General features: G+C 63.3%; 20 protein-coding genes. 8 read left to right on the top strand and 12 right to left on the bottom strand.

Annotated elements, in window-relative coordinates; genetic code table 11:
• Nucleotides 1-36: 36 nt before the first annotated feature.
• From AMS69_RS13100 to AMS69_RS13080, 5 genes are all read right to left on the bottom strand, one after another.
• Nucleotides 37-1,119, bottom strand: coding sequence for a M24 family metallopeptidase (locus AMS69_RS13100; protein ID WP_053968522.1), 1,083 nt, complete (start codon nucleotides 1,117-1,119; stop codon nucleotides 37-39).
• A gap of 130 nt (nucleotides 1,120-1,249) precedes the next feature.
• Complete coding sequence (locus AMS69_RS13095; protein WP_053968521.1) at nucleotides 1,250-2,209, bottom strand: nucleoside hydrolase; 960 nt, start codon at nucleotides 2,207-2,209, stop codon at nucleotides 1,250-1,252.
• Between the two features lie 115 nt (nucleotides 2,210-2,324).
• Nucleotides 2,325-3,338, bottom strand: a complete 1,014-nt coding sequence (locus AMS69_RS13090; RefSeq protein ID WP_053968520.1) for an ornithine cyclodeaminase family protein — start codon at nucleotides 3,336-3,338, stop codon at nucleotides 2,325-2,327.
• Between the two features lie 79 nt (nucleotides 3,339-3,417).
• A complete protein-coding gene (locus AMS69_RS13085) occupies nucleotides 3,418-3,690 on the bottom strand; it encodes a DUF7513 family protein (RefSeq protein ID WP_053968519.1) in 273 nt (90 codons plus the stop codon).
• Nucleotides 3,687-5,240 (bottom strand): Na+/H+ antiporter NhaC family protein, encoded by a 1,554-nt coding sequence (locus AMS69_RS13080; protein WP_053968518.1) that lies wholly within the window; start codon nucleotides 5,238-5,240, stop codon nucleotides 3,687-3,689. Before AMS69_RS13080 ends, AMS69_RS13085 begins: the two co-directional genes overlap by 4 nt.
• A gap of 330 nt (nucleotides 5,241-5,570) precedes the next feature.
• Here AMS69_RS13080 and AMS69_RS13075 point away from each other — a divergent pair, with 330 nt between their 5' ends.
• Nucleotides 5,571-6,323 carry an IclR family transcriptional regulator gene (locus AMS69_RS13075; RefSeq protein WP_053968517.1) on the top strand — a complete coding sequence of 251 codons (753 nt, stop codon included), beginning with the start codon at nucleotides 5,571-5,573 and terminating at the stop codon, nucleotides 6,321-6,323.
• Between the two features lie 99 nt (nucleotides 6,324-6,422).
• On the opposite strand, the gene AMS69_RS13070 is transcribed toward AMS69_RS13075, so the two are convergent.
• Nucleotides 6,423-7,169 carry a helix-turn-helix domain-containing protein gene (locus AMS69_RS13070; RefSeq protein WP_053968516.1) on the bottom strand — a complete coding sequence of 249 codons (747 nt, stop codon included), beginning with the start codon at nucleotides 7,167-7,169 and terminating at the stop codon, nucleotides 6,423-6,425.
• A 135-nt stretch (nucleotides 7,170-7,304) separates the two neighbouring features.
• Here AMS69_RS13070 and AMS69_RS13065 point away from each other — a divergent pair, with 135 nt between their 5' ends.
• Together AMS69_RS13065 and AMS69_RS13060 are read left to right on the top strand one after the other, a co-directional pair.
• Nucleotides 7,305-8,348: a DUF1611 domain-containing protein gene (locus AMS69_RS13065; protein ID WP_053968515.1), complete on the top strand. Its 1,044-nt coding sequence runs from the start codon at nucleotides 7,305-7,307 to the stop codon at nucleotides 8,346-8,348.
• Nucleotides 8,345-9,424 carry a dipeptide epimerase gene (locus AMS69_RS13060; RefSeq protein ID WP_053968514.1) on the top strand — a complete coding sequence of 360 codons (1,080 nt, stop codon included), beginning with the start codon at nucleotides 8,345-8,347 and terminating at the stop codon, nucleotides 9,422-9,424. The genes AMS69_RS13065 and AMS69_RS13060 overlap by 4 nt, the downstream gene beginning before the upstream one ends.
• A 43-nt stretch (nucleotides 9,425-9,467) precedes the next feature.
• Here the strand turns inward: AMS69_RS13060 and AMS69_RS13055 are convergent, their stop codons facing one another.
• A complete protein-coding gene (locus tag AMS69_RS13055; protein WP_053968513.1) occupies nucleotides 9,468-10,550 on the bottom strand; it encodes a polymer-forming cytoskeletal protein in 1,083 nt (360 codons plus the stop codon).
• 200 nt (nucleotides 10,551-10,750) lie between these two features.
• Here AMS69_RS13055 and AMS69_RS13050 point away from each other — a divergent pair, with 200 nt between their 5' ends.
• Entirely contained in the window at nucleotides 10,751-11,596 is an 846-nt protein-coding gene (locus AMS69_RS13050; RefSeq protein WP_053968512.1) for a DUF7537 family lipoprotein, read from the top strand.
• A 19-nt stretch (nucleotides 11,597-11,615) separates the two neighbouring features.
• Here the strand turns inward: AMS69_RS13050 and AMS69_RS13045 are convergent, their stop codons facing one another.
• Nucleotides 11,616-13,076 (bottom strand): alpha,alpha-trehalose-phosphate synthase (UDP-forming), encoded by a 1,461-nt coding sequence (locus tag AMS69_RS13045; RefSeq protein WP_053968511.1) that lies wholly within the window; start codon nucleotides 13,074-13,076, stop codon nucleotides 11,616-11,618.
• Nucleotides 13,077-13,403: 327 nt separating this feature from the next.
• Here AMS69_RS13045 and AMS69_RS13040 point away from each other — a divergent pair, with 327 nt between their 5' ends.
• Nucleotides 13,404-14,096 carry a 6-hydroxymethylpterin diphosphokinase MptE-like protein gene (locus AMS69_RS13040; protein WP_053968510.1) on the top strand — a complete coding sequence of 231 codons (693 nt, stop codon included), beginning with the start codon at nucleotides 13,404-13,406 and terminating at the stop codon, nucleotides 14,094-14,096.
• Nucleotides 14,097-14,111: 15 nt separating this feature from the next.
• On the opposite strand, the gene AMS69_RS13035 is transcribed toward AMS69_RS13040, so the two are convergent.
• Nucleotides 14,112-15,110 carry a TIGR04024 family LLM class F420-dependent oxidoreductase gene (locus AMS69_RS13035; protein WP_053968509.1) on the bottom strand — a complete coding sequence of 333 codons (999 nt, stop codon included), beginning with the start codon at nucleotides 15,108-15,110 and terminating at the stop codon, nucleotides 14,112-14,114.
• Between the two features lie 247 nt (nucleotides 15,111-15,357).
• Between AMS69_RS13035 and AMS69_RS13030 the strand changes: the two genes are divergently transcribed.
• The gene (locus tag AMS69_RS13030; protein WP_053968871.1) at nucleotides 15,358-15,690 is read left to right on the top strand and encodes a DMT family transporter; all 333 of its coding nucleotides are present in this window, start codon (nucleotides 15,358-15,360) and stop codon (nucleotides 15,688-15,690) included.
• 108 nt (nucleotides 15,691-15,798) lie between these two features.
• Complete coding sequence (locus AMS69_RS13025) at nucleotides 15,799-16,479, top strand: haloacid dehalogenase type II (protein ID WP_053968508.1); 681 nt, start codon at nucleotides 15,799-15,801, stop codon at nucleotides 16,477-16,479.
• Between the two features lie 91 nt (nucleotides 16,480-16,570).
• Here AMS69_RS13025 and AMS69_RS13020 read toward each other — a convergent pair whose 3' ends face one another.
• The 3 genes from AMS69_RS13020 to AMS69_RS13010 form a co-directional block, all read right to left on the bottom strand.
• A complete protein-coding gene (locus AMS69_RS13020; protein ID WP_053968507.1) occupies nucleotides 16,571-18,808 on the bottom strand; it encodes an amino acid permease in 2,238 nt (745 codons plus the stop codon).
• Complete coding sequence (locus tag AMS69_RS13015; protein ID WP_053968506.1) at nucleotides 18,805-19,236, bottom strand: universal stress protein; 432 nt, start codon at nucleotides 19,234-19,236, stop codon at nucleotides 18,805-18,807. The genes AMS69_RS13020 and AMS69_RS13015 overlap by 4 nt, the downstream gene beginning before the upstream one ends.
• 101 nt (nucleotides 19,237-19,337) lie before the next feature.
• Complete coding sequence (locus AMS69_RS13010; RefSeq protein ID WP_053968505.1) at nucleotides 19,338-19,991, bottom strand: potassium channel family protein; 654 nt, start codon at nucleotides 19,989-19,991, stop codon at nucleotides 19,338-19,340.
• Nucleotides 19,992-20,203: 212 nt separating this feature from the next.
• Here AMS69_RS13010 and AMS69_RS13005 point away from each other — a divergent pair, with 212 nt between their 5' ends.
• Nucleotides 20,204-21,658 carry an APC family permease gene (locus AMS69_RS13005; protein ID WP_053968504.1) on the top strand — a complete coding sequence of 485 codons (1,455 nt, stop codon included), beginning with the start codon at nucleotides 20,204-20,206 and terminating at the stop codon, nucleotides 21,656-21,658.
• Nucleotides 21,659-21,661 lie beyond the last annotated feature (3 nt).

The raw sequence follows: 21,661 nt of genomic DNA, 5'->3' as shown, positions 1-21,661 counted from the left end.
TAAACCACTCGTCAGGGCTGAACGGCCCCGGTACCGCTACAGTTCCAGCACCGTGTGTCGCGGGAGTTCGAGGTCGTAGCCGACCGCCGAAACCGTCTCAGTCGGCCAGTCGCCGGTCCCGGACAGCAGTTCGATGTCGTCACCAGAGATGAGATACGTGTCTTCGCTCTTCGTGCCGGCAATAGTCGGATTCCAGGCGTACCCGTGTGGCAGCGCGACCTCGCCCTCATGTCCGGGCGTGGCAATCCATTCGCGGCCCGCGAAGCCTGTCGCGCCGCCCTGATGATGATTCTGCCACTCGCCCTCCCAGCCGACCTCAGCGTAGGCGTCCTGAATCGCCTCGAACACGTCGCCCGCCGTGCCGCCATCCTGGCCAGCCGCCTGTGTCGCGGCCAGCGCAGTGGTTTCGACGCGGGCAGCCTCGTGGGTGCGCTCCATGAGCCACTCCGGCGGGTCGAACGCGACCGCCCGGGTGGTGCTGACGTGGAGGCCGTTCCGCTCGACGGTCACCGACACGAGCGCATAGTCACCGAGTTCAGTGTCAGTCGGGGTGTAATGACGGTAAGATTGTGCCCGCTCGGCACTGCCGACGAGTACGACCGGTGTGGCGATGCCCCGGCCTTCGAGCTTCTGTCGGACCACCGCGGTCACATCGAGTTCGGTGTGCGACGGCTCGACGTTCCGCGCGACAGCCTCGACTGCTTCGGCCGTGTCCCGCGCGAGTTCGCGGCACTGTTCAACCTGGGCTTCGGTCAGTGGCTGGCGGAGCTGCGTGGCGTCAACTGATTCGAAGCCGGAGACATCGAAATCAGCCGCCGCTGGGGTCGGACTCGCTTCAGCGACGGCTTCGGCCAGCGACTCCGCGTGCCAGTCGAACGTCTCGACGGGCACGTCGCTGTCGAGTTCCTCGTCGCGGAGCCGCGGCGCTTCGATGTTGTCGGTGACGACCCGTATCTCGTCGCCGTCGTAGCCCGCGGCGGCGACGCCGACGCCGACCTCCCGGTCAACGACGTTGTCGCCACCCCCGGTGAGCCACGCGAAGGAGTTCGGTCGGGCAAACCAGACGGCTTCGAGCCCCGCTGTCCGGAGGTACTGGTCGAGACGGTCTGTAAGCGTCATACCCCGACATGCCCCCGGCCCCCAGTAAAAACCATGGACGACACGCGACACCGGGACTGGTGCCACAGTCTCACACAGCGACAACGACGACACACCGTCCGTTACTCTCGTATTCGCCTCTGCTCCTGACTCACTCGGCGATACCGCTGTCAGGGTCCCGAGATTGGAGCAGTGAGTACATGAGTGACTGGAAGGCGTCACTGTCGACGGACTCTACGACGTGGGTGTTCGGGTCGCCGTCGGTCACACCGTTGACGTCGACGCTGGTGTACCCGCGGGTGAGCCCCTCGCGGTCATCCACCGCGACGTGATACGTCGACACCGCCTCTCGAAGTTCCGGATACGCAAGCAGCGCGGCGGTGACGCTGTCCGGGAGTGCCGTCCATCCGGGGTCGTCGGACTCCTCGCTGTTGAACGCTCGGGCCTGCTCGGTTACTGACTCGAAGAACGACGCCAGTTCAGTGTCGAGCGTCGATACCATCTCGAACTCAGCGGCACCAAACACCGCGTCCCGAAGGCACACGCCCCAGTCGACGAGCGTCACCTCGAAAGCGTCGAACACGCGCTTGGCAGCATCGGGGTCGACCCACAGATTGAACTCCGCGGCGGGGGTGACGTTCCCCTCACAGTTGACGTTCCCGCCCATCACCCACACTTCATCGACGAGGTCTGGCAGGTCTGGCTCGCGGGCGTACGCCAGCGCCAGATTGGTCAGCGGGCCGATACAGAGCAGCGTGATTTCACCCGGGGCCGCCCGACAGCGGGCGACGATTTCGTCGGGACCAAATCCCGTCGCTGATTCGATGTCGGTTTCGGGAAACAGGTCGCCGCCAAGGCCGTCTTCGCCGTGGATATACGTCGCATGTTCGAACTCCTTGATAAGTGGCTGTCTCGCCCCTTCGTAGACGGGCACGTCGAGTGAATCGGCGATTTCGAGCGTATACTTCGCGTTCTCGACTTCTCTGTCGAATGGAACGTTGCCGGCGACGACCGTGATTGCGTCGACGGTAACCCGGTCACTGAGACAGGAAAGCAAGATTGCCTGTGTGTCGTCGCCCGCGGTATCCGTGTCGATGATGACGCGTCGCATACCCGCTCATGGCAGGGCCTATACAAATGTCCCGGGCCGCAACTGTGTGCCACATCGACACTGCGTCACTCGATACCCACTGTGGAGCGACTACCAGTGCTGTAGACCAGCGTGCTTACACCATTTCGAGGCGGTGTCCGCTGTCGTCTCCGAGCGATTCGTACACGATGCGTGCGGCAGCGATGTCCTGAATCGCGAGCCCGGTCGAGTCGAAGACGGTAATCCCGGACAGGTCCTCCCGGCCCGGTGCGTTCCCGACGACTATCTCGCCGAGTTCGGCATCGATATCCGACTCGTCGATATCGCCCGTACTCCAGGGGACGTTTATCTCACCGGAGTGGGTCGTCTGTTCAAAGTCGTCGATGACAAGCGTCGCCTCGCGGATGACCTCGGTGTGGAGTTCCTGCTTCCCTTCGGCGTCGGCACCCATGGCGTTGACGTGGGTGTGCTCCCCGAGATCGTCGAGCGTGACGATGGGGTCTTCGACTGGCGTGACCGTCGACAGGACGTCACACTGGGCGGCCTCTGAGATTGTGCCGGCTCGCACGTCGAACTCGTCGCCGAAGGTGTCGATAAACCGCTGGACGCGGTCGTCGTCGAGGTCGCTAACGACGACGGACTCGATCGGCCGCACCTGCGAGATGGCCTCCAGTTGCGTGTAGGACTGGACGCCGGCACCGATGATACCCAGCGAAGATGCCCCCTCGATAGCGAGGTGGTCCGTCGCCACGGCGGCGGCCGCACCGGTTCGCTTCATCGTCAGCGTCGTCGCGTCCATCACGGCAAGCGGGAAGCCGCTCTCGGGGTCCGTGTACACGAGCGTCCCCATCACGGTCGGCAGGTCGAACTCGTCGGGGTTGTCCGGGTGGACGTTCACCCACTTGATGCCCGACGCCTCCCAGTCGTCCGTTTCGAGGTAGGCCGGCATCGACCGGAAGTCCCCGTTGTGCTGTGGCAGGTCGATGTAGGACTTCGGTGGCATCTGCGCCGTGTCGTTTTCGTATGCGGCGAATGCAGCTTCGATGGCCGGGACGAGGTCTGCCATCTCGACGGTCGCTTCGATGTCCGTACTGGGAACGATAGTTGTCTGGTTGTGCTGTCGTGCTGTGGAATATAGTGAATTGCTCATAGTGCTGTGAATCTCTTATATCAGTTTCGTCGGTCGCGCTATACTGACTCGCTGCCCTGTTCGGCTCTCTGTGGCACTGTTAGAACGACCCCTGTGACAGCGTCTTCCGGTGAGTGACGCGGCCGCGGTGTTCGGCGTCGTCGAACGATTCGACCGTTGCGAGCACGCGACAGCCGACGATATCCGCCTCACCGTTTTCGAAGTAGAGGCGGGTCTCGCCGACCTGTGCGACCAGTTCGCCGGATTCCTCGTCGAACTCCGTGACGTACACTTCTATCTCTTCGCCCGCCTCGAACGTCGGCGTGGTCGACCGGAAGGACATCCCGGTGAGGAACTTGCTGAGCATGCTCATAGACGGGTCACATCCTTGGATTTGCGGTCAGTGGTGTACTCAAGCCCAAAGCCGGTCAGCGCGGAGAGGAGGAACACACCGAACAGGAACCAGCCGTGGAAGACGTACGGCCACACCTGGACGGGGTTGACAATCATCGCGCTGGTGAACCACTCGTACTGCTCCGGGAGACCCTGTAGCGTCGCGAAGCCGATGAGGACGCCGCCGCCCCACGGGAAGATGTACCCGAGCGCCGAGGTGTTCGCGTCAAGGATATTCGCCCGGCGGTAGCTGTTGATGTTGTACCGCTGGCCGATGCGGGCGATGTACGGCGCGATCGCGATCTCTGCCGCCGTGTTGATCGTGATCATCGAGTTGACGAGGGCGGTGCCGACCACCATCGTCGTCTCGGCTTTTCGGACGCCCGTTGCGACATTTTCGAGGAGCCATTCCTGTATCGCTTCGAAGCCACCGCCGCGGATCATGATCTCCGATCCGGCGACGATGAGCAATACGAGAACGATCAGCGGGAAGAACCCGGCTGCACCGTTGTAGATCGAGCCGGTGACGCCGGCGTTTTGCGGCGCGACCACTTCGGCAATGGGGAGCGAACCGGCCCAGCTCGCGGCTGCTGACGTTTCAGGAACTTTGAACAGCAACACGTCACTCAGCGGTGCGAGATCGAAAACGACGTTGAAGACAACCGCAACGATAAGTCCCCACGAAATGGCTTCGACAATGTGTCGGCCCATGACTGCCGTCACGATGACGACGAGCATGGAGATGAGATGCAACAGTCCCGCTGGTTCGCTGTTCTGGACGAACAGGTCCTGTGCTTGCTGGGAGATGTCGAGCCCGGCCATCGCGTTTCCGGCGAAGATGTACGCCGCAAGCGCCAGTACCGCCGCAATAACAGCGTACTTGAACCGCGACGCGACGACGCCGCCGATATCGGCGTCCTGCGTCACTGCGCTCACAATCGTCGTATCACTGACTGGCGCGAGGTTGTCCCCGAAGACGGCCCCGGAGAGAATTGCACCGAACAGCAACACCGGGTTCGCCCCGAGCAGGATCCCGGCCGGGAAGAAAAGCGCCGAGAACGCGACTGCCGCGCCGTAACCGGTGCCGATACCGGTCGTGAACAGCGCTGCGAGGATGAACGTGGCGGCTGGGAACAGTGCGCCCCCGACGTTGGCCGCGTTCGCTGCCCAGACGAGTCCACCGACGAAGCCGCCTGCCTGGAGCGTGTTCGAGAACATCCCTGCCCAGAGCCATGCGACGACTGCCGTCGCGGCGACTCGCTTCGTCATCCCATCGAAGATGGTGTTCGCGTAGTTCTTCCAGTCTCCTTTGGCGAAGAACATCCCGACGATGAGCGCCACGAGCATTCCCGCGACAAGGCCAGTCGTATCCCCGATACCGAACAGGCCACTCTGGACAATCGCCCACAGGATAAACAGCGCTATGGGAATAACGCTCATCCACCGTCCGCCGTAGAACTCGATTGCTTCGACATTTGGGCCAGAGATCTCCTCGATCTCAGTCCCATCGCCACTATCCGTGTCTGACATGCATTCTGTGCCTCGTGAAATACACACGCAAAAGTTCATGATAATAGCTAACTCAGCGGTAACAAATCATCAGAGCCGCCTCTGGTAAATCCTCATCCCGTTTCGGTCGCTGTTAGTATATAAAAGTCCACGTGGATTGGAATTCGAGTGGCGTACTACCCCTGAATACAGTCCGGATTGAAGTGAGACGATCCAATTTCAGACATATATTCTAAAAACATAATTCTGGGTAATTAGAAAACCAATCAGAATCAGAAACCAACATAATTCTGACGGAATCTGTTCCACTATGACCGGACTTTTTTATACTGGTGTCGAGTCCACTGTGATATGGACAGCTCTAGCGGTCGTCGTCTCCAGACGACCGAAACTTCCCTCGCGATCATCGATGCGGTAAACGAGCTGGGGGAGGCTCGAATGAGTGAGCTTGCAGACCGGCTGGACCTCTCGACGAGTACCATCCACGTCCATCTCAAGACACTTCTGGACCAGGAGTATCTGGTCAAGCGAGGCGAGCAGTACCGACTCGGCATGAAGCTGTTCCACCTCGGAGAGGGCGCTCGGACCCGGAACGAGTGGTACGAGGTCGCCCGTCGCAAAACGCACGAACTCGCCGACAGCTGTGGGGAGGAGGTCACATTCGCCGTCGAAGAGTACGGGCGTGCCATAACGCTGTTCAACGTCGTCGCTAACGTCCCGTCGAAAGGGTTCCAGGTGGGCCGGTACTACTACCTGCACAACTCGGCAGTTGGCAAGGCAATCCTCGCCGCGTTGCCGGAGACCCGAGTCAACGAGATTCTCGACCGGTGGGGACTGCCCGCAGAGACGGAGTACACAATCACCGACCGCGACGCCCTCTTGGAAGACATCGAACGCACGAGCGAGCGCGGCTATTCGGTGAACGATCAGGAGGCAGTCGAGGGGCTTCGGTCGGTCGGCGTGCCGGTCACCGCCCCACACGGCGGTGTTCTCGGGGCGCTCGACATCTCTGGCCCCCTGTATCGATTGCCGCCGAACGACGAACTCGCATCGATGCTGCAGGACGTCGTTGAGGAACTGGAGTCGGAACTCGGAGTCCAGTAGCGCTCGGTCGGGTCTGTCGTCGCAAGCTTGGAACGGCTGCCACCTGCTCTGCGACAGCAGACACGACAACTGGCAGTGGGCCGAGACGCTGTGTTGTCGTCAGCCCCGGTCGGCGTCTCTCGGACCGAGAAGCGTGGCCTCGACTTTCCGGAGATGTTCGTGAAGCGTCGTCTTCGCGATACCGAGTTCGTCGGCTAGCTCGCTCCCGCTTACCTCTCTCGGGTAGTCGTAATAGCCGCGTTTGCGGGCCAGTTCGAACACGTCCCGCTGCCTGTCGGAAAGCTGTCGGACAGCCAGTTCGTCGCGCTCTCTGCTTCCGGTGGTCGCGGACGTAATCTGGGTCACGGTGATCGTCGCGTCTTTCTGTGCGCAGACGGCGTCGAGTTTCTCCTGTATTGTCGTCCGCGATTCGTCGATAGCAACCGTCCAGTACTCGGTCCCGTCGCGGATTCGGATCGGCTCCTGATTCATGAACCCGTGTGAGACCAGCGCGTCGTGGATGCTCTCCTCGGGGCCGTACTCGACGAGGAGCGTGCGCGTCGCTTTGTTTACCGGTGCCGATATCCCGCCGAAGCTACGACGAGTATCCATTTCTGTGACTGCATGAGTGTGGTCGGATGCCCGGGTCGCCGCAACGAGCGCCTCGACCGCGGCCGCCGACTCAGCGTATGCGACGACGTGGGCTTTGACCTTCCCGTCGACCAGATACGCCGCGTTGACCAGCAGTTTGGCTGCAGTGGCCGCCGTCACTTCCCGCATCCAGCAGTCGGGATGCTCCAGTTCGAGCGTCAACTGAAGACCGTCGCTGTCCGAGGCAGCGGCCATATCAGAGCCGTCAGCGGACATCGTTCTCCCCGGGTTCTGTGGCGCGATAGCGCTCGTCTGGTCTCGCTTTCATTACGGGTCGTCCTCCAGTATTCTCACCGGGAGCCACACATGTAAGGCTCTGGTTTGTCAGTCACGCCCGCGGTGTCGTTCAGTATGGACTTGCGGCGAAAATACGACGAAGGCACGCCCGCCGTTGTACTCGCAGAGGGGGAGTTCGGCCAGCCGGAAGGCAAGACGGCCAACGGTATCGTTATGCACGGAGAGCTGTTCGACGCGCAGGCCGTCGTGGACTCGACGTGTTCAAGCCCTCACGCTGGAGCGGCCCTTGAGTGGCCTGCTGCCGACGACGTCCCGGTCGTCGGGACCGTCACCGAAGCGCTGGATCGAGCCCCGGACGCGGCCGTCCTTGTCATCGGCGTCGCGCCCGCTGGGGGTGACCTCCCGGAGTCATGGGTCGAGGCAATCAGGCACGCGATGGAGCGAGGCTGTGATATCGTCTCCGGCTTGCACGTCTTTCTGAGTGAGCGCCCGGTCTGGACCGAGCGCGCACAGCAACACGGTGTCGACCTCGTCGACGTTCGGAAACCTCCAGCCGTCGCTGATCTGACGCTTGGTGACGGCCGCGGGGCTGAGGCCGACGCAGACGTCGTCCTGACGATGGGGACTGACTGTGCAGTCGGGAAGCGAACGACAACCTTTGAACTGTATCGGGCCGCGACCGATGCTGGACTCGATGCCGGCTGGGTCGCGACGGGACAGACCGGCATCCTCGTCGGCGCGGACCGCGGCGTCGTTATCGACCGGGTACCGGCTGACTTCGTCTCTGGCGTCGTCGAGGACATGGTACTCGACGTTGCGGCGGACCACGACATCGTGTTCGTCGAAGGGCAGGCCGCCCTCACGCACACCGCATACGGCGGGGTGACGCTCGGACTGCTCCACGGAGCGGCCCCCGACGCAGTCGTGCTGGCCGACGACCCCGCTCGGGAGACTCGATCCCACTTCGACGACCTCACTGTAGCCGGTGTCGAGGCCGAACGCCGCGCGATTACCGACCTCACAGAGACGACAGTCGCTGCTCTCTCCACGTGGGGGGACCCAGAGGAAGAAACGGCTAGAACAGGGCTTCCAGCGGCGAACATCTACGACGATGACGGGCCGGAGACACTCCTTACGGCCGTTCTGGAGGTGCTATGACTCGTATCGACCGCGTCTCCGTCGAACCGCTCGACCGCGAACTCCGCGAGCCGTTCGAGATCTCGCTCGGAACCCGGGAGAAAGCACGGAATCTGGTCGTCGCAGTGGAGACTGACTCGGGCATCGTCGGCCACGGTGAGGGGTCCCCGTTACCGCCGGTGACCGGCGAGACACAGGCGGCCGCCGTGGCGACTGCCCGGTCGGTAACGTCGATGCTTGAGGGGGCGTCCCTCGCCGACTACCGCGAACTCGTCAGTGAGGTGCGGGCGGCAGTACCCGGAGCGGTTTCGGCACTGTTCGCCGTCGAGACGGCGCTGCTCGACGCGTACTGTCGCGACCGGGGAATCCCGCTCTCGGAACTGTTCGGCGGAGCGCCGACCCCCGTTACGACGGATATCACCGTTCCGATAGTCGCGCCCGACGCGGCAGCCGAGCGGGCCACGCGCGCCGCGGCCGCGGGCTTCGACCATATCAAGGTCAAAACCGGCGGCGTGATCGACGACGACGTGGCTCGAACGGTTGCGGTCGCAGACGCCGCACCCGACGCAACGATTACCGTGGACGCGAATCAGGGCTGGACGCCGAAGGCCACAGAGCAGTTTGTCGACGAGGTGGCGACGGCCGGGGTTGACCTCGCTCTGGTCGAACAGCCGACACCGAAAGACGACATCCGCGGTCTTGCGAGGACCCGTGACAGACTCTCGGTCCCCGTCGCCGCCGACGAGGCCGTATTCACGCCCGCGGACGCAACCGCCGTGGTTCGCGACGGGGCAGCCGACGTGATCAACGTCAAACTCGGGAAGTCTGGGCTCCTCGGGGCAGCGGCAATTGCGACGGTCGCCGAAGCCGCTTCGCTCGATTGTATGCTCGGCTGTATGCTCGAAGGTGCGACCGGGATTGCGACCAGCGCCCACCTTGCCGCCGGGCTCGGTGCCTTCGACTACGTCGATCTGGATGGCCACCTGTTGCTCGACGACACGCCGCCATCGATGGCGTTCGGTCCACGTATCGATATTGACGGGCCGGGACACGGCGTTTCGCCGCCAGCGGCTGTGCGTGACGCGACTGAGAACTGATGCTGTAGCGGGACGGTTCTCACGCAAAATAGTGTCCGAGCGGTTACTCCGCGGACTCCGCCGCCTCTTCGACATCGGGATCGGCTTCTGAAGCATCGCTGTCAGTCCCATCGCCGCCGCCGGTTGCCGCGCTGTCCGCAGTGGTATCGTCGGCTGTTGCATCAACTGCCGGCTCGGTATCGTCGGACTCGCTCGCCTCGGTGGCTGGCTCCGTAGTGTCAGTCTCAGCTTCAAGCGATTCAGCCATTTCAGCCATCGCCGCAGCGGATTCGTCCGGCCGGTCCAGCACCGCCTCGGTGTGCATTCGCATCTCCTCGCTGGCCCGGATCGTCCCGTCGACCGTCGCGTTCTCGTGGAGTTCGACGGTCGTCCCCGAGATGTCGCCCCAGACCTTTGCGCCCGGGCCGACGCGGACGGTGCCGCTGCGGGTCGTTACGTCCCCTTTGATCTCCGTGCCCCGGCCGACCACGATATCGTCTTTCGCGCGGAGGCTTCCGAAGACGACCGTGTCACGGCCGACTTCGAGTGATTTCGCACGGATATTGCCGTGAAGCCGGCAGTCGTCGCCGACCGTCGCCGGCGTCGAGACGCGCCAGGCGTCGTCCGAGACGCTCGCACCGCGTGGAATCAGAACCGGGTCGTGTTCGTCACTGCCGTCATCTAGCATCTCGTCGAGTACTTCCTCGGCTGCGTCTTCCTCGCCGATGCGAAGGAGTTGTGAGAGGTAGACGAACAGAAAGACGATGGTCGGCATCGGATTGCGGATGACGATCCAGCCGTTCGCCTCGAACCCGTTCTCGATATCCACGTCGTCGCCGATATCCAGATCGCCCGCGACACGGAGTTCGCCGCCGATATGTACTCGTTCGCCGATGTAGGCGTCCTCGCCGACCAGCACGTTGTCCGCCACGTCACACCACATGTCCAGCCGACAGTCACCTTCGGCCTCAATGTGGCCGCCGAACCGGACCCGCTCGTCGGCGATGACTGTCCGCCCGCGCACACCGAACTCCACGGTCGACTGGCCGCCGACGATGACGTCACCGTCGGTCACCAGATCGTGTTCCTCGACGGTTGTTCCGTCGGGAATGTCGAGTTCGGACAGCGGGTCGGAGCCGAGTGGCACGGTTCCTATAGCGGTTTCGTTCGTATTAAACCCTCATGACGTGCATGACGAGCGTCTGACGCTGGTCGGACGGGACCGGCATCGCCGCAGTTTCGTACCGGTGGCGGGCCGGTCATCGAGTCCGTGTATACCCCGAAGCCGGACGGATATGACAGCTGAACGGCCATAACGAACTAAGCCACTGATACGGTGGCACTGATATGTCCCTCGAACGCCGCCATCTCTCGCTTGCACTCGCGGTGCTACTGATAGCGTCCGCTGGCTGCAGCGGGCTGTTGGGCACTGAATCGAGTACAGGCGGGACAGACACCGAAACAACATCGACCTCGGCTGACGCCAACGGCCCCGCACCGGGAACGTCCGGCTTCGATGCGACGGCCATTGAGCGCGGGCACTTCGAGCGCCTGTCGAACTCGTCGTTCACCATGTCGCTGTCGTTCCAGCTCTCGACAATCCGCGACGGCGAGAACCAGTCGGTGTTCATCAATCGAACCGTTGCTATCGACCGTGAGAACGACCGGTCGCTGGCGCAGGGCGAACTGGTTCAGGCCAGCGGCGATGCGCTGACGACGACGACGTACACCGCCGACGGAACCACCACAGAGCGCCGTGTCCTCGCCCGCGGTGAGGAGGAGATGACGGCGTACCGGTCTGCGTCACCACCGTACGACGGACCGGTCCAGCCGGTCAACGAGAGCAGCGTCATCGACCGCTCGCTGCTCCAGTCGCTGGGGTCGGACATCAACTGGACGTACACCGGTACGGAGGCGGTCGACGGTGACAGCGTCTCGCGGTTCGAAGCGACCGGGGGCAACGTTACCGGCTTCGCGGCCGACGACGCCGTCTCGACGAACGTCTCGGCTAACGGGACGACGGCCTCGGCCAGTGCAACCGTCCTCGTTGACGAGGACGGCGTCGTCCGGTCGTTCCAGTACAGCATGACGACCGAGCGGGACGGCCGGCCGGTGACAGTGACGCTGTCGCTGTCCGTTTCACAGGTCGACGATACCACCGTCACGAAACCAGACTGGCTGTCGAACGCGTAGCGCCGATACTGACGGCCCCTTACGGTGACTGTCCGGGGCTGAACTGTCTGGCGACCCACTGCGAACTGTCGAGCGCCTCGGCGCTTTGCTGCAGGCGCGCCAGCCGGTCAGCTCTGTCCGATTTCTCCAGTTTCAGCGCCCGCTCGATGGTGTCCGCGATCGCCTCGATATCGTGCGGATTGACTGTCAGCGCGCCGTCGAGATGGGTCGCCGCACCGGCCAGCTCACTCAGTACGAGTGCGCCGTCACCATCGACACAGGCGACCGGATACTCGTGGGCGACGAGATTCATCCCGTCGCGGTGCGGCGTCACTACCATGACTTCGGCAGCCCGGTACAGCCCGGCCAGCGTCTCGTTGTCGAGGGTGGCTTCGGTGTAGACGATGGGCTGCCAGTCGTCGGTCCCGAAGCGGTCGTTGACGCGTTCGACGGCATCGACGACGTCCGCTCGATACCGGCGGTAGGCGGCAATCCCCTCCCGCGTTCGACTCGCCTTCTGGACGTACGTGAACTCCCCTCGCAGGTCCGGCCGCCGGTCCCACAGATGCGCCAGCGCCTCGATCCGCTCGGGAATGCCCTTCGAGTAGTCGAGGCGTTCGACGCCGAGCGCGAGGCGGATTGACGTGTCCGAGCGACTGCCGCCCAGCACGGTATCACGGATACTGCCCACGTCGGCAGTTCGTGCTCGGTCCCGAACTCCCTCGACATCGATACCCAGCGGGTTCGCGACGACTCGCGTCCGCTCGTCGTTCCGGGTGACTGTCCCGGCGTCCGTGTCGATGGTCGCCGCGGAAAACGCGCTGTCGACGCAGTGCAGGAACTGCTCGGCGTACCCTGCCGTGTGAAACCCGATGACGTCACACGCCAGCAGTCCGTCGAGAAGCGCGTCGCTGTGGGGACAGTGCCGGAACACCGACGGCGCGGGCCATGGGATGTGCCAGAACTGCAACAGCATCGCCTCCGGCCGTCTCTCTCGGAGCAGTCTGGGAGCGAGCCCCAGATGATAGTCCTGGAACCAGACCGGCTGGCCCACGTCAGCGACCGCATCGACGGCCTCGGCGAACTGCCCGTTGACGGCGCGGTACTGCTCCCAGTAGGCTGGCTCGGCCCACATCCGGCCCGTGTCCTCGTGACAGAGCGGCCAGAGCACCTGGTTGGCGTAGCCGTAGTAGTAGCCCTGGACCGCCTCGTCGGAGAGCGGGACGCGTTTCAGGTCGTAGGCCGGGTCCGACGGCGGGACTTCGACGACGCCGTTTGTCGCCACGTCCATATCGGCGTCGCCGCTGCCCCAGGCGACCCAGGTGCCACCCCGTGACTGCATCACCGGGTCGAGCGCGCTCGTCAAGCCACCCGCGGCGGACTGGACCCGTATCTCGCCGTCGTCGGTCCGCTCGTGGCTATACGGCTCGCGGTTCGAGACGATCACCAGCGAATCCGGAACTGCACCGTCGTTCGCATTTACTGACAGTCCCGGGACCATTTGTCGCTCGTAAGGACTGCCCCGTCTTGAGGCTGTCGCGGACTGCTGGCGTAGCTACGGAGAGGACTAGTCATCGCCGCCCGTGAGGCCCGCCATTCGTGTCTGACGGTAAGAGAAAACTTATACCGGAGGCCTCGAAAGAAAGGAGTGAAAGCCGAAAGGGCACCCGGGTAGGGGTACACGGACGTGCCATTTCGGCTCAACTCGGTTTATCTGGCCACGAACCCGGGAGCGACAGCACCGCTCCGGGTCAGTGGCAGCGTAGTGCAATGTGGCTGGACGGGAAACAAGACAGAAACACGGCCACTGCGTAGTGTCTGACGAGAGATGGAATTTCGCACCTGGGAACCAGTGTACGAGGATATCCTCGATGACTTCGGCTACCCTCGTGACGGCGACGAGCGCGCCTGTGAACGCTTCGTCGAACTGCTCGGCGACGATAGCACATACGACCCGACGACTCTCGGACTCGACGGTGCATCGGTAGCTATCGCCGGAGCCGGCCCGTCACTGGAAGCTGAGGCCGACCGTGCAGCCGACGCCGACGTGGTCCTCGCGGCGTCCACGGCCGCCGACCGTCTCCAGGCGGCAGGCGTCGCCGTCGACTGTATGGTCACGGACCTCGACAAGAACGCCGATACCGGGCGGGAACTGACTGCCGCCGGGACGCCGGTTGTCGCCCACGCCCACGGCGACAACATCCCCGCACTGGAGACACATATTCCGGCCTACGACAGTGAGTTCGTTGTACCGACGACACAGGCGACACCCGCCCCGCCGGTCCGCAACTACGGCGGCTTCACCGACGGCGACCGCGCCGCGTTCCTCGCCGACCACTTCGGCGCTGCCTCGCTGGTGTTCCTCGGCTGGGACTTCGAGGACCCGTCCGTGACCGCGGAAAAGCGCCAGAAACTCCGCTGGGCCGAACGCCTGCTGCGCTGGCTCGAACAGCGCCGTGGCGAGCGGTTCGACGTTCTCGACGGCCGACGCGACGCCATCGAGCCAGTCGCTTCCGGCTGAAACCGAAGCCCCGGCTCAGGGCGCTAACACGTCGATGGTCGTGTCGATAGTGTCCCGTTCGGCAGCCCGGGGGAACGAGATGTTGATTGCGTCCACACCGTCGATATCCTCGAACTGTGCGATGCGGTCGCGACATTCATCGGGCGTGCCAGCGACGGCGATGCTGTCCAGCAGTTCGTCACTGATGGCGTCGACGGCGGCCGCTTTGTCGCCCGACCCCCACTGCTCGGCGATCTCGTAGGCGGTGTCCTCGTACCCCTGCCGGGCCAGCGCATCGCGGTAGAACGTCCCCATCCCGCCGATGTAGAACGCGACGTGCTGACGGGCCAGTTCGCGGGCCTGCTCCCGGTTGTCCATCGCACAGCACGTCAGCGACAGCGTCACCCGCTGGTCGGCGCGGTCGCGGTCGCCGAGGTCCGCGCCGTGCTCGAAGTCTTCGAGCCGGTCCCGCAGGCCGTCAGCGGTCAGCATGAGCGCGTGCCAGCCGTCGGCGAAGCGACCGGCGAGTTCGACTGATTTCGGCCCGAGACCGCCGGCATCCACGGGGGGCGCGGGCTCGGGCGGTTCACAGCGCAGTCGGAACCCGGACAGCGAAAAGATGTCCCCGTCGTACTCGACCGTCTCTCCGGAGAGTACCAGTTTCATGATGTCGACGGTCTCCCGCGTGTACTTGAGGGGGCTCTCGAACTCACGGCCGTGCCAGCCTTCGATGACGATCGGCCCGGACGGCCCGACGCCAGCGCGGAAACGGCCGTCCGAGACCTCCTGCAGTGTCGCTGCGGTCTGGCCGAGCAACGCCGGCGACCGCGAGTACACGTTCAGAATCGAGGAGCCGAGGCCGACCGTCGACGTGTGTTCGGCGATGCTGGTCAGCGTCGTCACCGCGTCCCGCCCCCACGTTTCCGGGAGCCAGACCCGGTCGTAGCCGCTGTCCTCCGCCTGCTGGCTCATCCCGACAAGCGTGTCGACCGACGGCTGGGCTGCGACCGGGAGATACACGTCTCGCGCTGTCATCTGTCACCCTCCACGCGTCGAGCGGCGACCGGCCGGACTCCTGTCGGCTGGAACGTATCTGCCTGAGACATGGCTCGCAGTGCGGCCGCACGGGAGATAAAGCCACATGAGAGGGGGAGTGTCGCCCGTTGTCCGCGGTTTATTCGCAGGACGGTGACGGGGCCGGGGGCGTCTCGGAAAGGGTACTGGTGAGGCGACGACAGTCGAAATGTATATTATCTGTCCACAATTCTCGACGAGTGAACCCGTGAATCCATATGCCCTCCTCGGAGCCGCGATTGTGTCTGAACTGCTCGGGACAACGTCGCTGAAACTCTCAGAAGGATTCTCACGCCCTGTCCCCAGTCTCGGCGTCGTCGTCGGCTACGGCCTGGCGTTCTATCTGGTATCGCTGACGCTCGAAGACCTCCCCATCGGCGTCGTCTACGGCACCTGGGCCGCGCTGGGAATCGTCGGTGTCGCGGCAATCGGGACTGTCGTGTTCGACGAGCCTATCGACCTCCCCGGTGCCGTCGGGATATTGCTCATCATCATCGGCGTGTACTGTGTCAACGTCATCTCGGAGATGTCTGCGCACTGAGCGGGAGCCGGTCACGACACGCCCAGCGTCGCGAGTGGAGCCGTGCCGGACGGCTGTGCGCCCGACTCGGCGGCCGGCTATATGGGGCAGCCGGTTCTACGGGGGCCTATGCCGTTCGACCCGGACCGCGTGACGACGGTTACGTTTGACTCGTACAGCACCATCGTCGACGTCGAGGCGGCCCAGAAAGCCCTCGCCGACCGGGTGGACGACCCCCGGCCGGTGTCCCGGCTCTGGCGCTCCCGCTCGCTGGCGTACACGTTCCTCGCGAACCAGATCGACGCCTACAAACCGTTCTACGAGATGAACCGCGACGCGCTCCAGTACGCCCTCGATGTCCACGGCGTCGACATCACCACCGAGGAGCGCGACGAGATTCTCGCCGTCTACCACGAACTGGACGTGTTCGACGACGTTCGTGACGGCATGAACAAACTCTACGACGCCGGCTACGACCTCTATGTCGTCTCGAACGGGAACCCCGAGATGCTCGACTCCATGGTTGATTTCGCCGGTATCGGCGGCCTGCTCGAAGACACCGTCAGTGCCGACGAAATAGAGACGTTCAAGCCGGCGGCGGAGCTGTACCGTCACGCAGCGGACCGAACGTCGACTGAAATCGGGGAGATCGCCCACGTCACTGCAGGCTATTTCGACGTGTACGGGGCGATGCACGCCGGGATGCAGGGCGTCTGGGTCAATCGCGATGACGGCCCCTGGGACTCGTTCGCCGGCGAGCCCGATCTCACCATCGGGTCGTTCCACGGCCTTCACGAGCGACTACTGTAAGGTGTCGAAACGGTATGCGACGGTGCCGGTTTAGTGGGTTCGTCGAGTGAGGCAGAAGACGGGGTAGTCAGCGGGAAGACGTACCAGCTACTCAGAACAGCCGCTCAAGGAGGCCGCGCTCGCGGCGTTTCTCCGCCAGCAGGACGGAACACTCCACGTCGTCGACAACGTCCAGCACGAGCGACTTGGAGACGAGCCGGCGAAGTAGGCCCTCCTCGGTCGCGCCGATGAGGAGCAGCGTCGAATCGGTGGCAGCGTTCCGGATCGCGGTCTCGACATCGCCGGATTTGACGAGGCGCTCGGCGTCTTCAAGGCCCTGCTCGGCTGCCCATTCCTGCAGGAATTGCTTGCCGGCCTCGCGGTCGTCGTCGACGTTGAGCAGCGTCACGTCGGACCCGTATTCGGACTGCAACAGTTTCGCGATGGCGGCTGACAGCTCGGAGTCCGGCCCACCGGCTGTCGGGAGCAGGATGCGCGAGGGGTCGAACCCGCGGTCGCGGAGAACGAGGAAGTCACAGGGGACCGTCTCTGTGAGTTCGTCCATGGCAGACTCCGCCCGCCCGGGCGAGCCGTGCGCGTCTGGCCCCCATCCCATTACGACGAGGTCCGCCGTCTGTGTGCGGGCGGCGTCGAAGATAGCCTCGTAGGACTTGTGCGAGAGGATGGTGTGCGTTTCGACATCGACGCCGAACGTCTCGGCGTCCTCGCGAGCTTGATCGAGCAGTTGCTGTGAGCTCTTGTCGATCTCATCGGATCGGTCGGCGGCAGCCGAAAGCGCCGTCTGGTCGGGGACGGTGACGATGTGGGTCGCGATTACGGTTCCGCCGCGCTGTTTGGCGATGGCGCTGGCGAGCGTAATGAGGTCCTGTTCGTGTGCAGGATTGGCCAGTGGGACCATCACGCGGTACTGCCCGCCATCGGGCTGGACGCCGGCGGCCGCGCTGACGGCCGCGTCCGGCATCTCGTCGGACCGCGAGATGATGTGTTTCGACAGGATGCCCTGTTTTTCCGTGCGCGAGCGAGCGTAGAACCCGTACCACAGTATCGCCGCGGCGGCGATGCCGAACGAGAGCAACAGGGCGTCGCTGGCGACGAACACCAGTAGGGCAAAGGAGAGCACGACTCCCAGAATCGGCAGTAGCGGATACAACGGCACCACGAAATCCGGCGCGTACTCCTCCGGATTCACGTACCGCATGACGATGAGTGCGACGTTGAGTAATCCGTAGATGATGAGATGCAGGCCCGACGCAGCGCCCGAGAGGAGCGTCAGATCCCCGATGATGATAAACAGGAGAATCAGGCCGCCGGTGATGCCGATTGCCCTGTACGGCGTCCCGTAGCGGGGATGTATCTCGTTGAGGGCCGGCGTGACGATCCGGTCACGGCCCATCGCGAAGTTGATGCGTGAGGACGCGAGGATGGAGGCGTTCGCGCTGGACGCTGTGGCGAGCAAGCCGCCGAACAGGAGCGCACCCCCCATTACGGCCCCCTGAATGTAGCTCCCGACCTCGACGACGGCGATTGGGTTCTCGGCGTCGGAGCTGATGATGTCCGCGATGAACCCCTGCGGAACGGCCGCGCTCATAATCACGAGGACGAGCGCGTAGATGACAGTCACGATGACGACGCTGCCGATAACTGCACGCGGAAGGTTCTTTCCGGGGTCTTTGATCTCTTCGGCCACGCTCGTAATCTGGACGAAGCCGAGATAGGAGACGAAGATGAGTCCTGTGGTCTCCAGAGTCGTAACCACGTCAGTAGCGGCCGGCAAGTTCGACGGCTCGGCCCGGAGCGTCCCGAGGAGTGTGAACACGGTGAGAATGCCGATGAGCAGAACGACGATGATGTTCTGTAGCCGCCCGGTCTCCTTGGCTCCGACGTAGTTGATGAACACGAAGAACGCGCCGCCGACGAGTGCGATGAGCTTCACGACGGTGAGCGATATTGGGCCGACGCCGACGCTGCCGGAGAGGCCGAAGATGCGGGCGATGTACCGGCCGAACCCGACCATGTAGAAGGCGCTAGCGAAGGCCAGCCCGAGCCAATTGGCCCAGCCGGCGACCGAGCCGAACATCGGCCCGAGCGCGTGGTTAACGTAGTAATAGGCCCCGCCTGAACGCGGCATCGCCGTGCCGAGTTCGCTAGCCGACAACGCCGTGAACATGGCGATGACGCCGCCCAGAATGAACGCCACGGACGCCAGCGACCCGGCCTTGAGGATGGCCTCGCCCGGGAGGACGAAGATACCCGCACCGATCATCGTCCCGACGCCGATAGTCAGCGCCGCCAGCGGCCCGAGGTCTTTGGCAAGGTCCTCCTCGCTCATGTTCCACCCTCTCGGGGGAGGGCAATGACGGGACGGTCCGAATTTGTCACCAGTTTCAGGGAGACGTCACCGGAGAGAAACTGCATGAGTCGGTTCCCGCCACGGGACCGATAGGCAATGGCGCTGGCGTCTACTTCCTCAGCGGCCTCGAAGATCGTCTCCGCGACATCTCGGCCGTACGCGGTGTGTTCGCCGGCGTCGGGGAACACTGTCCGGACGGCAGCGTACGCCTCTTCGGCCAGTTCCTCGGATTGTTCGACCGGCGTCTTGTCCGGAACGCCACCGCCCTTCTCGACGACATGCAAGGCGGTCACGGTGCTTGGTGCATACGGTTCGAGCGCCTCCGCCGTCGCCAACGCGTCATTCTCGTCAGTGACGGGAAGAAGTACGTGGGTGAGGAGACCCTCGTCCGTGGGCTCACTGCTCATAGTGGTGGGAGAACCTACTCGCTGTTAAGCGTGTGTATCCGCTTTCTCGCAGACGAATAAATAATACGAGATGCTGATTATCAGGCTGACAACTCAGCCTGTTACCCGCGCATGAGATTCAACACTTCGTCGACGACATCGGTTTCGACGGCGAGAATATACCGCTCGTCAGGCTCCAGCACCGTTTCAGCGCCTGCGAGTTCCGTTCGGTCGCCCGTCGAAATCAGGAGACTGCCGGACGGAAGCGCGATCTCGTCGAGGCGACGCCCTGCAACAGGAGCCGACGGGGCGACACTCACCTCGATGATATCGAGGTCAGCGGTCGGGTAGACGAGCGTTCTGATATCCTCACCGGTCAGTATATCAGCCGCGTAGTCCCCACCGAGATATTCGGGGAGCAGCGTTGCGTCGACAACTTCGCCGTACTCCTGGTCTGTCTCCGTCTCTGCTCTCGCGATGGTCCGAATCGAGGGTGCGTACTGCTGTGCCTCCATACAGATGGCGAGATTCGTGCCTGGTTCGTCGGTGAGTGCGGCGATAGCGTCAGCCTCCGACAGGTCTGCCTGTTCCAAAATTGACGGTCGCGTGGCGTCCCCGTGGATGACCGGGCCGATATACGCATCCGATAGCGCCTCGACGCGCTCCGCATCGGACTCGATCAGTAGTACCTCGTGCCCCTGTTCAACGAGGTTCTCGGCCGTTTGTTTCCCGACGCGGCCGCCGCCGGCGATGACGAATCGCTTTGTCCGGGCCATTGTTGTACTGTTATAGAGGTGTTATCTTCAACTCTCCGCCAGTTCTAACGGAGCGGGAACACAACCGGCCGAATCGGCGGTCACGCGGCAGAAGGCTTAATGAAATCCCATCACAGTTCTTACAATAGGAGAACTTCCCCCGGTACTCAAATGGACCGAGCGAAGCACATACAGCGTACGATGGACAGCGCGCCAGTTACAACCAGAACGCAATGAGCAAGAGCCAGACACGGTCGCCCGAGGCTGAACTCGGACTCCTCGACGCGACGATGATCGGGATGGGCGCGATGATAGGGGCCGGTATTTTTGTGTTAACGGGACTGGCCGCCGAAATCGCTGGCCCAGCCGCGATTCTCGTCTTCGCACTGAACGGCGTCGTGACGGCGTTCACAGGACTTTCTTACGCGGAGCTTGCCGCTTCGATTCCAAAGAGCGGCGGTGGATACGCGTTCGTGCGGGAGATATTCGACGACTTTGCCTCGTTCATTATGGGCTGGATGCTCTGGTTCGCCTACATGATTGCGGGAGCGCTGTACGCACTGGGATTTGCGCCGAACTTTCTCGAACTGTTGCACGTCTACGGCGTCGTCCCACCACCGGACGAGGTCGGCGCCGTTGTAGTTCCGGTCATTGATACAGCGCTCCCGCCGGCCTTCTTGTTGGCGTTTATCGCAGTTCTCGGGCTCGTGGCGCTCAACGCCGTCTCGACGGCCGCCAGTGGCAGTGTCGAGACGATTTTCACGATGATCAAAGTGTCTATACTGGTCGTGTTCGTCGCGTTCGGGTTCGCGTCGCCGATGTTTTCGGGGGCCGAATTCCAGCCGCTGTTTCCGGACGGGAGCGGGGCTGCTGCCGTCTTGCCGGCGATGGGGCTCACCTTCATCGCCTTCGAGGGGTACGACCTCATCACCACTGTCACAGAGGAAGTACAGAACCCGCGGGAAAACATCCCGAAAGCGATTTTTATCAGTCTCGCTGTGACTGTCGTCGTCTATCTGGCAGTTGTGACAGTCGCTATCGGGACGCTCGGAGCCGAGGGACTCGCCGACGCTGGCGAAGCCGGCATCGCCACGGCAGCGACGTCGTTCATGCCGACCGGGCTACCGATCATTCAAAACGGTGGGGCACTCATCGTCTTCGGGGCTGTGTTCTCGACGCTGACCGCCCTCAACGCCGTCGTCATCGCGTCGTCGCGCGTCGCGTTCTCGATGGGACGCGAAGGGCAGTTACTCCCTTCGATTGGCCAGATACACCACCGCTACGGGACGCCGTTCGTTGCCATCCTCGCCAGTGCCATCGTGATGCTTGGCTCAGTTGCACTGCCGACACAGAGCGCCGGCAATATGTCGAGCCTGTTCTTCCTGCTTTCGTTCATTATCGTCAACGTCGCGGTCATCAGGCTCCGCCGGGAACGACCGAACATGAACCGGCCGTACGAGATGCCGTTCTACCCTGCGCCACCGATAATCGGGATTGTACTCAACCTGATCCTGACTGGGGTGCTGGTAGAGTTTCTGCTGCGGACGGATCCACTGGCACTGGCACTCAGCGTGGCGTGGATTCTGCTCGGAGCGGTCGTGTATCTCGCCCTCAAACGGGTGAAACAGCAATCGGACCGCGAGCAGGCGACTGCCGCCAGCGAAATAACACCTGAGGCTGAAGACTAACGC

The organism is Haloarcula rubripromontorii (assembly GCF_001280425.1).
GTDB lineage: Archaea > Halobacteriota > Halobacteria > Halobacteriales > Haloarculaceae > Haloarcula > Haloarcula rubripromontorii.
Note: the sequence above shows the minus strand (reverse complement) of the source record. Positions and strands in the feature narration are given on the sequence as shown.

Excerpts from the sequence above, each read along its gene's own strand:
- AMS69_RS13100 (WP_053968522.1), bottom strand. The coding sequence starts at position 1,119 with ATGACGCTTACAGACCGTCTCGACCAGTACCTCCGGACAGCGGGGCTC.
- AMS69_RS13095 (WP_053968521.1), bottom strand. The coding sequence starts at position 2,209 with ATGCGACGCGTCATCATCGACACGGATACCGCGGGCGACGACACACAG.
- AMS69_RS13090 (WP_053968520.1), bottom strand. The coding sequence starts at position 3,338 with ATGAGCAATTCACTATATTCCACAGCACGACAGCACAACCAGACAACT.
- AMS69_RS13085 (WP_053968519.1), bottom strand. The coding sequence starts at position 3,690 with ATGAGCATGCTCAGCAAGTTCCTCACCGGGATGTCCTTCCGGTCGACC.
- AMS69_RS13080 (WP_053968518.1), bottom strand. The coding sequence starts at position 5,240 with ATGTCAGACACGGATAGTGGCGATGGGACTGAGATCGAGGAGATCTCT.
- AMS69_RS13075 (WP_053968517.1), top strand. The coding sequence starts at position 5,571 with ATGGACAGCTCTAGCGGTCGTCGTCTCCAGACGACCGAAACTTCCCTC.
- AMS69_RS13070 (WP_053968516.1), bottom strand. The coding sequence starts at position 7,169 with ATGTCCGCTGACGGCTCTGATATGGCCGCTGCCTCGGACAGCGACGGT.
- AMS69_RS13065 (WP_053968515.1), top strand. The coding sequence starts at position 7,305 with ATGGACTTGCGGCGAAAATACGACGAAGGCACGCCCGCCGTTGTACTC.
- AMS69_RS13060 (WP_053968514.1), top strand. The coding sequence starts at position 8,345 with ATGACTCGTATCGACCGCGTCTCCGTCGAACCGCTCGACCGCGAACTC.
- AMS69_RS13050 (WP_053968512.1), top strand. The coding sequence starts at position 10,751 with ATGTCCCTCGAACGCCGCCATCTCTCGCTTGCACTCGCGGTGCTACTG.
- AMS69_RS13045 (WP_053968511.1), bottom strand. The coding sequence starts at position 13,076 with ATGGTCCCGGGACTGTCAGTAAATGCGAACGACGGTGCAGTTCCGGAT.
- AMS69_RS13040 (WP_053968510.1), top strand. The coding sequence starts at position 13,404 with ATGGAATTTCGCACCTGGGAACCAGTGTACGAGGATATCCTCGATGAC.
- AMS69_RS13035 (WP_053968509.1), bottom strand. The coding sequence starts at position 15,110 with ATGACAGCGCGAGACGTGTATCTCCCGGTCGCAGCCCAGCCGTCGGTC.
- AMS69_RS13025 (WP_053968508.1), top strand. The coding sequence starts at position 15,799 with ATGCCGTTCGACCCGGACCGCGTGACGACGGTTACGTTTGACTCGTAC.
- AMS69_RS13020 (WP_053968507.1), bottom strand. The coding sequence starts at position 18,808 with ATGAGCGAGGAGGACCTTGCCAAAGACCTCGGGCCGCTGGCGGCGCTG.
- AMS69_RS13015 (WP_053968506.1), bottom strand. The coding sequence starts at position 19,236 with ATGAGCAGTGAGCCCACGGACGAGGGTCTCCTCACCCACGTACTTCTT.
- AMS69_RS13010 (WP_053968505.1), bottom strand. The coding sequence starts at position 19,991 with ATGGCCCGGACAAAGCGATTCGTCATCGCCGGCGGCGGCCGCGTCGGG.
- AMS69_RS13005 (WP_053968504.1), top strand. The coding sequence starts at position 20,204 with ATGAGCAAGAGCCAGACACGGTCGCCCGAGGCTGAACTCGGACTCCTC.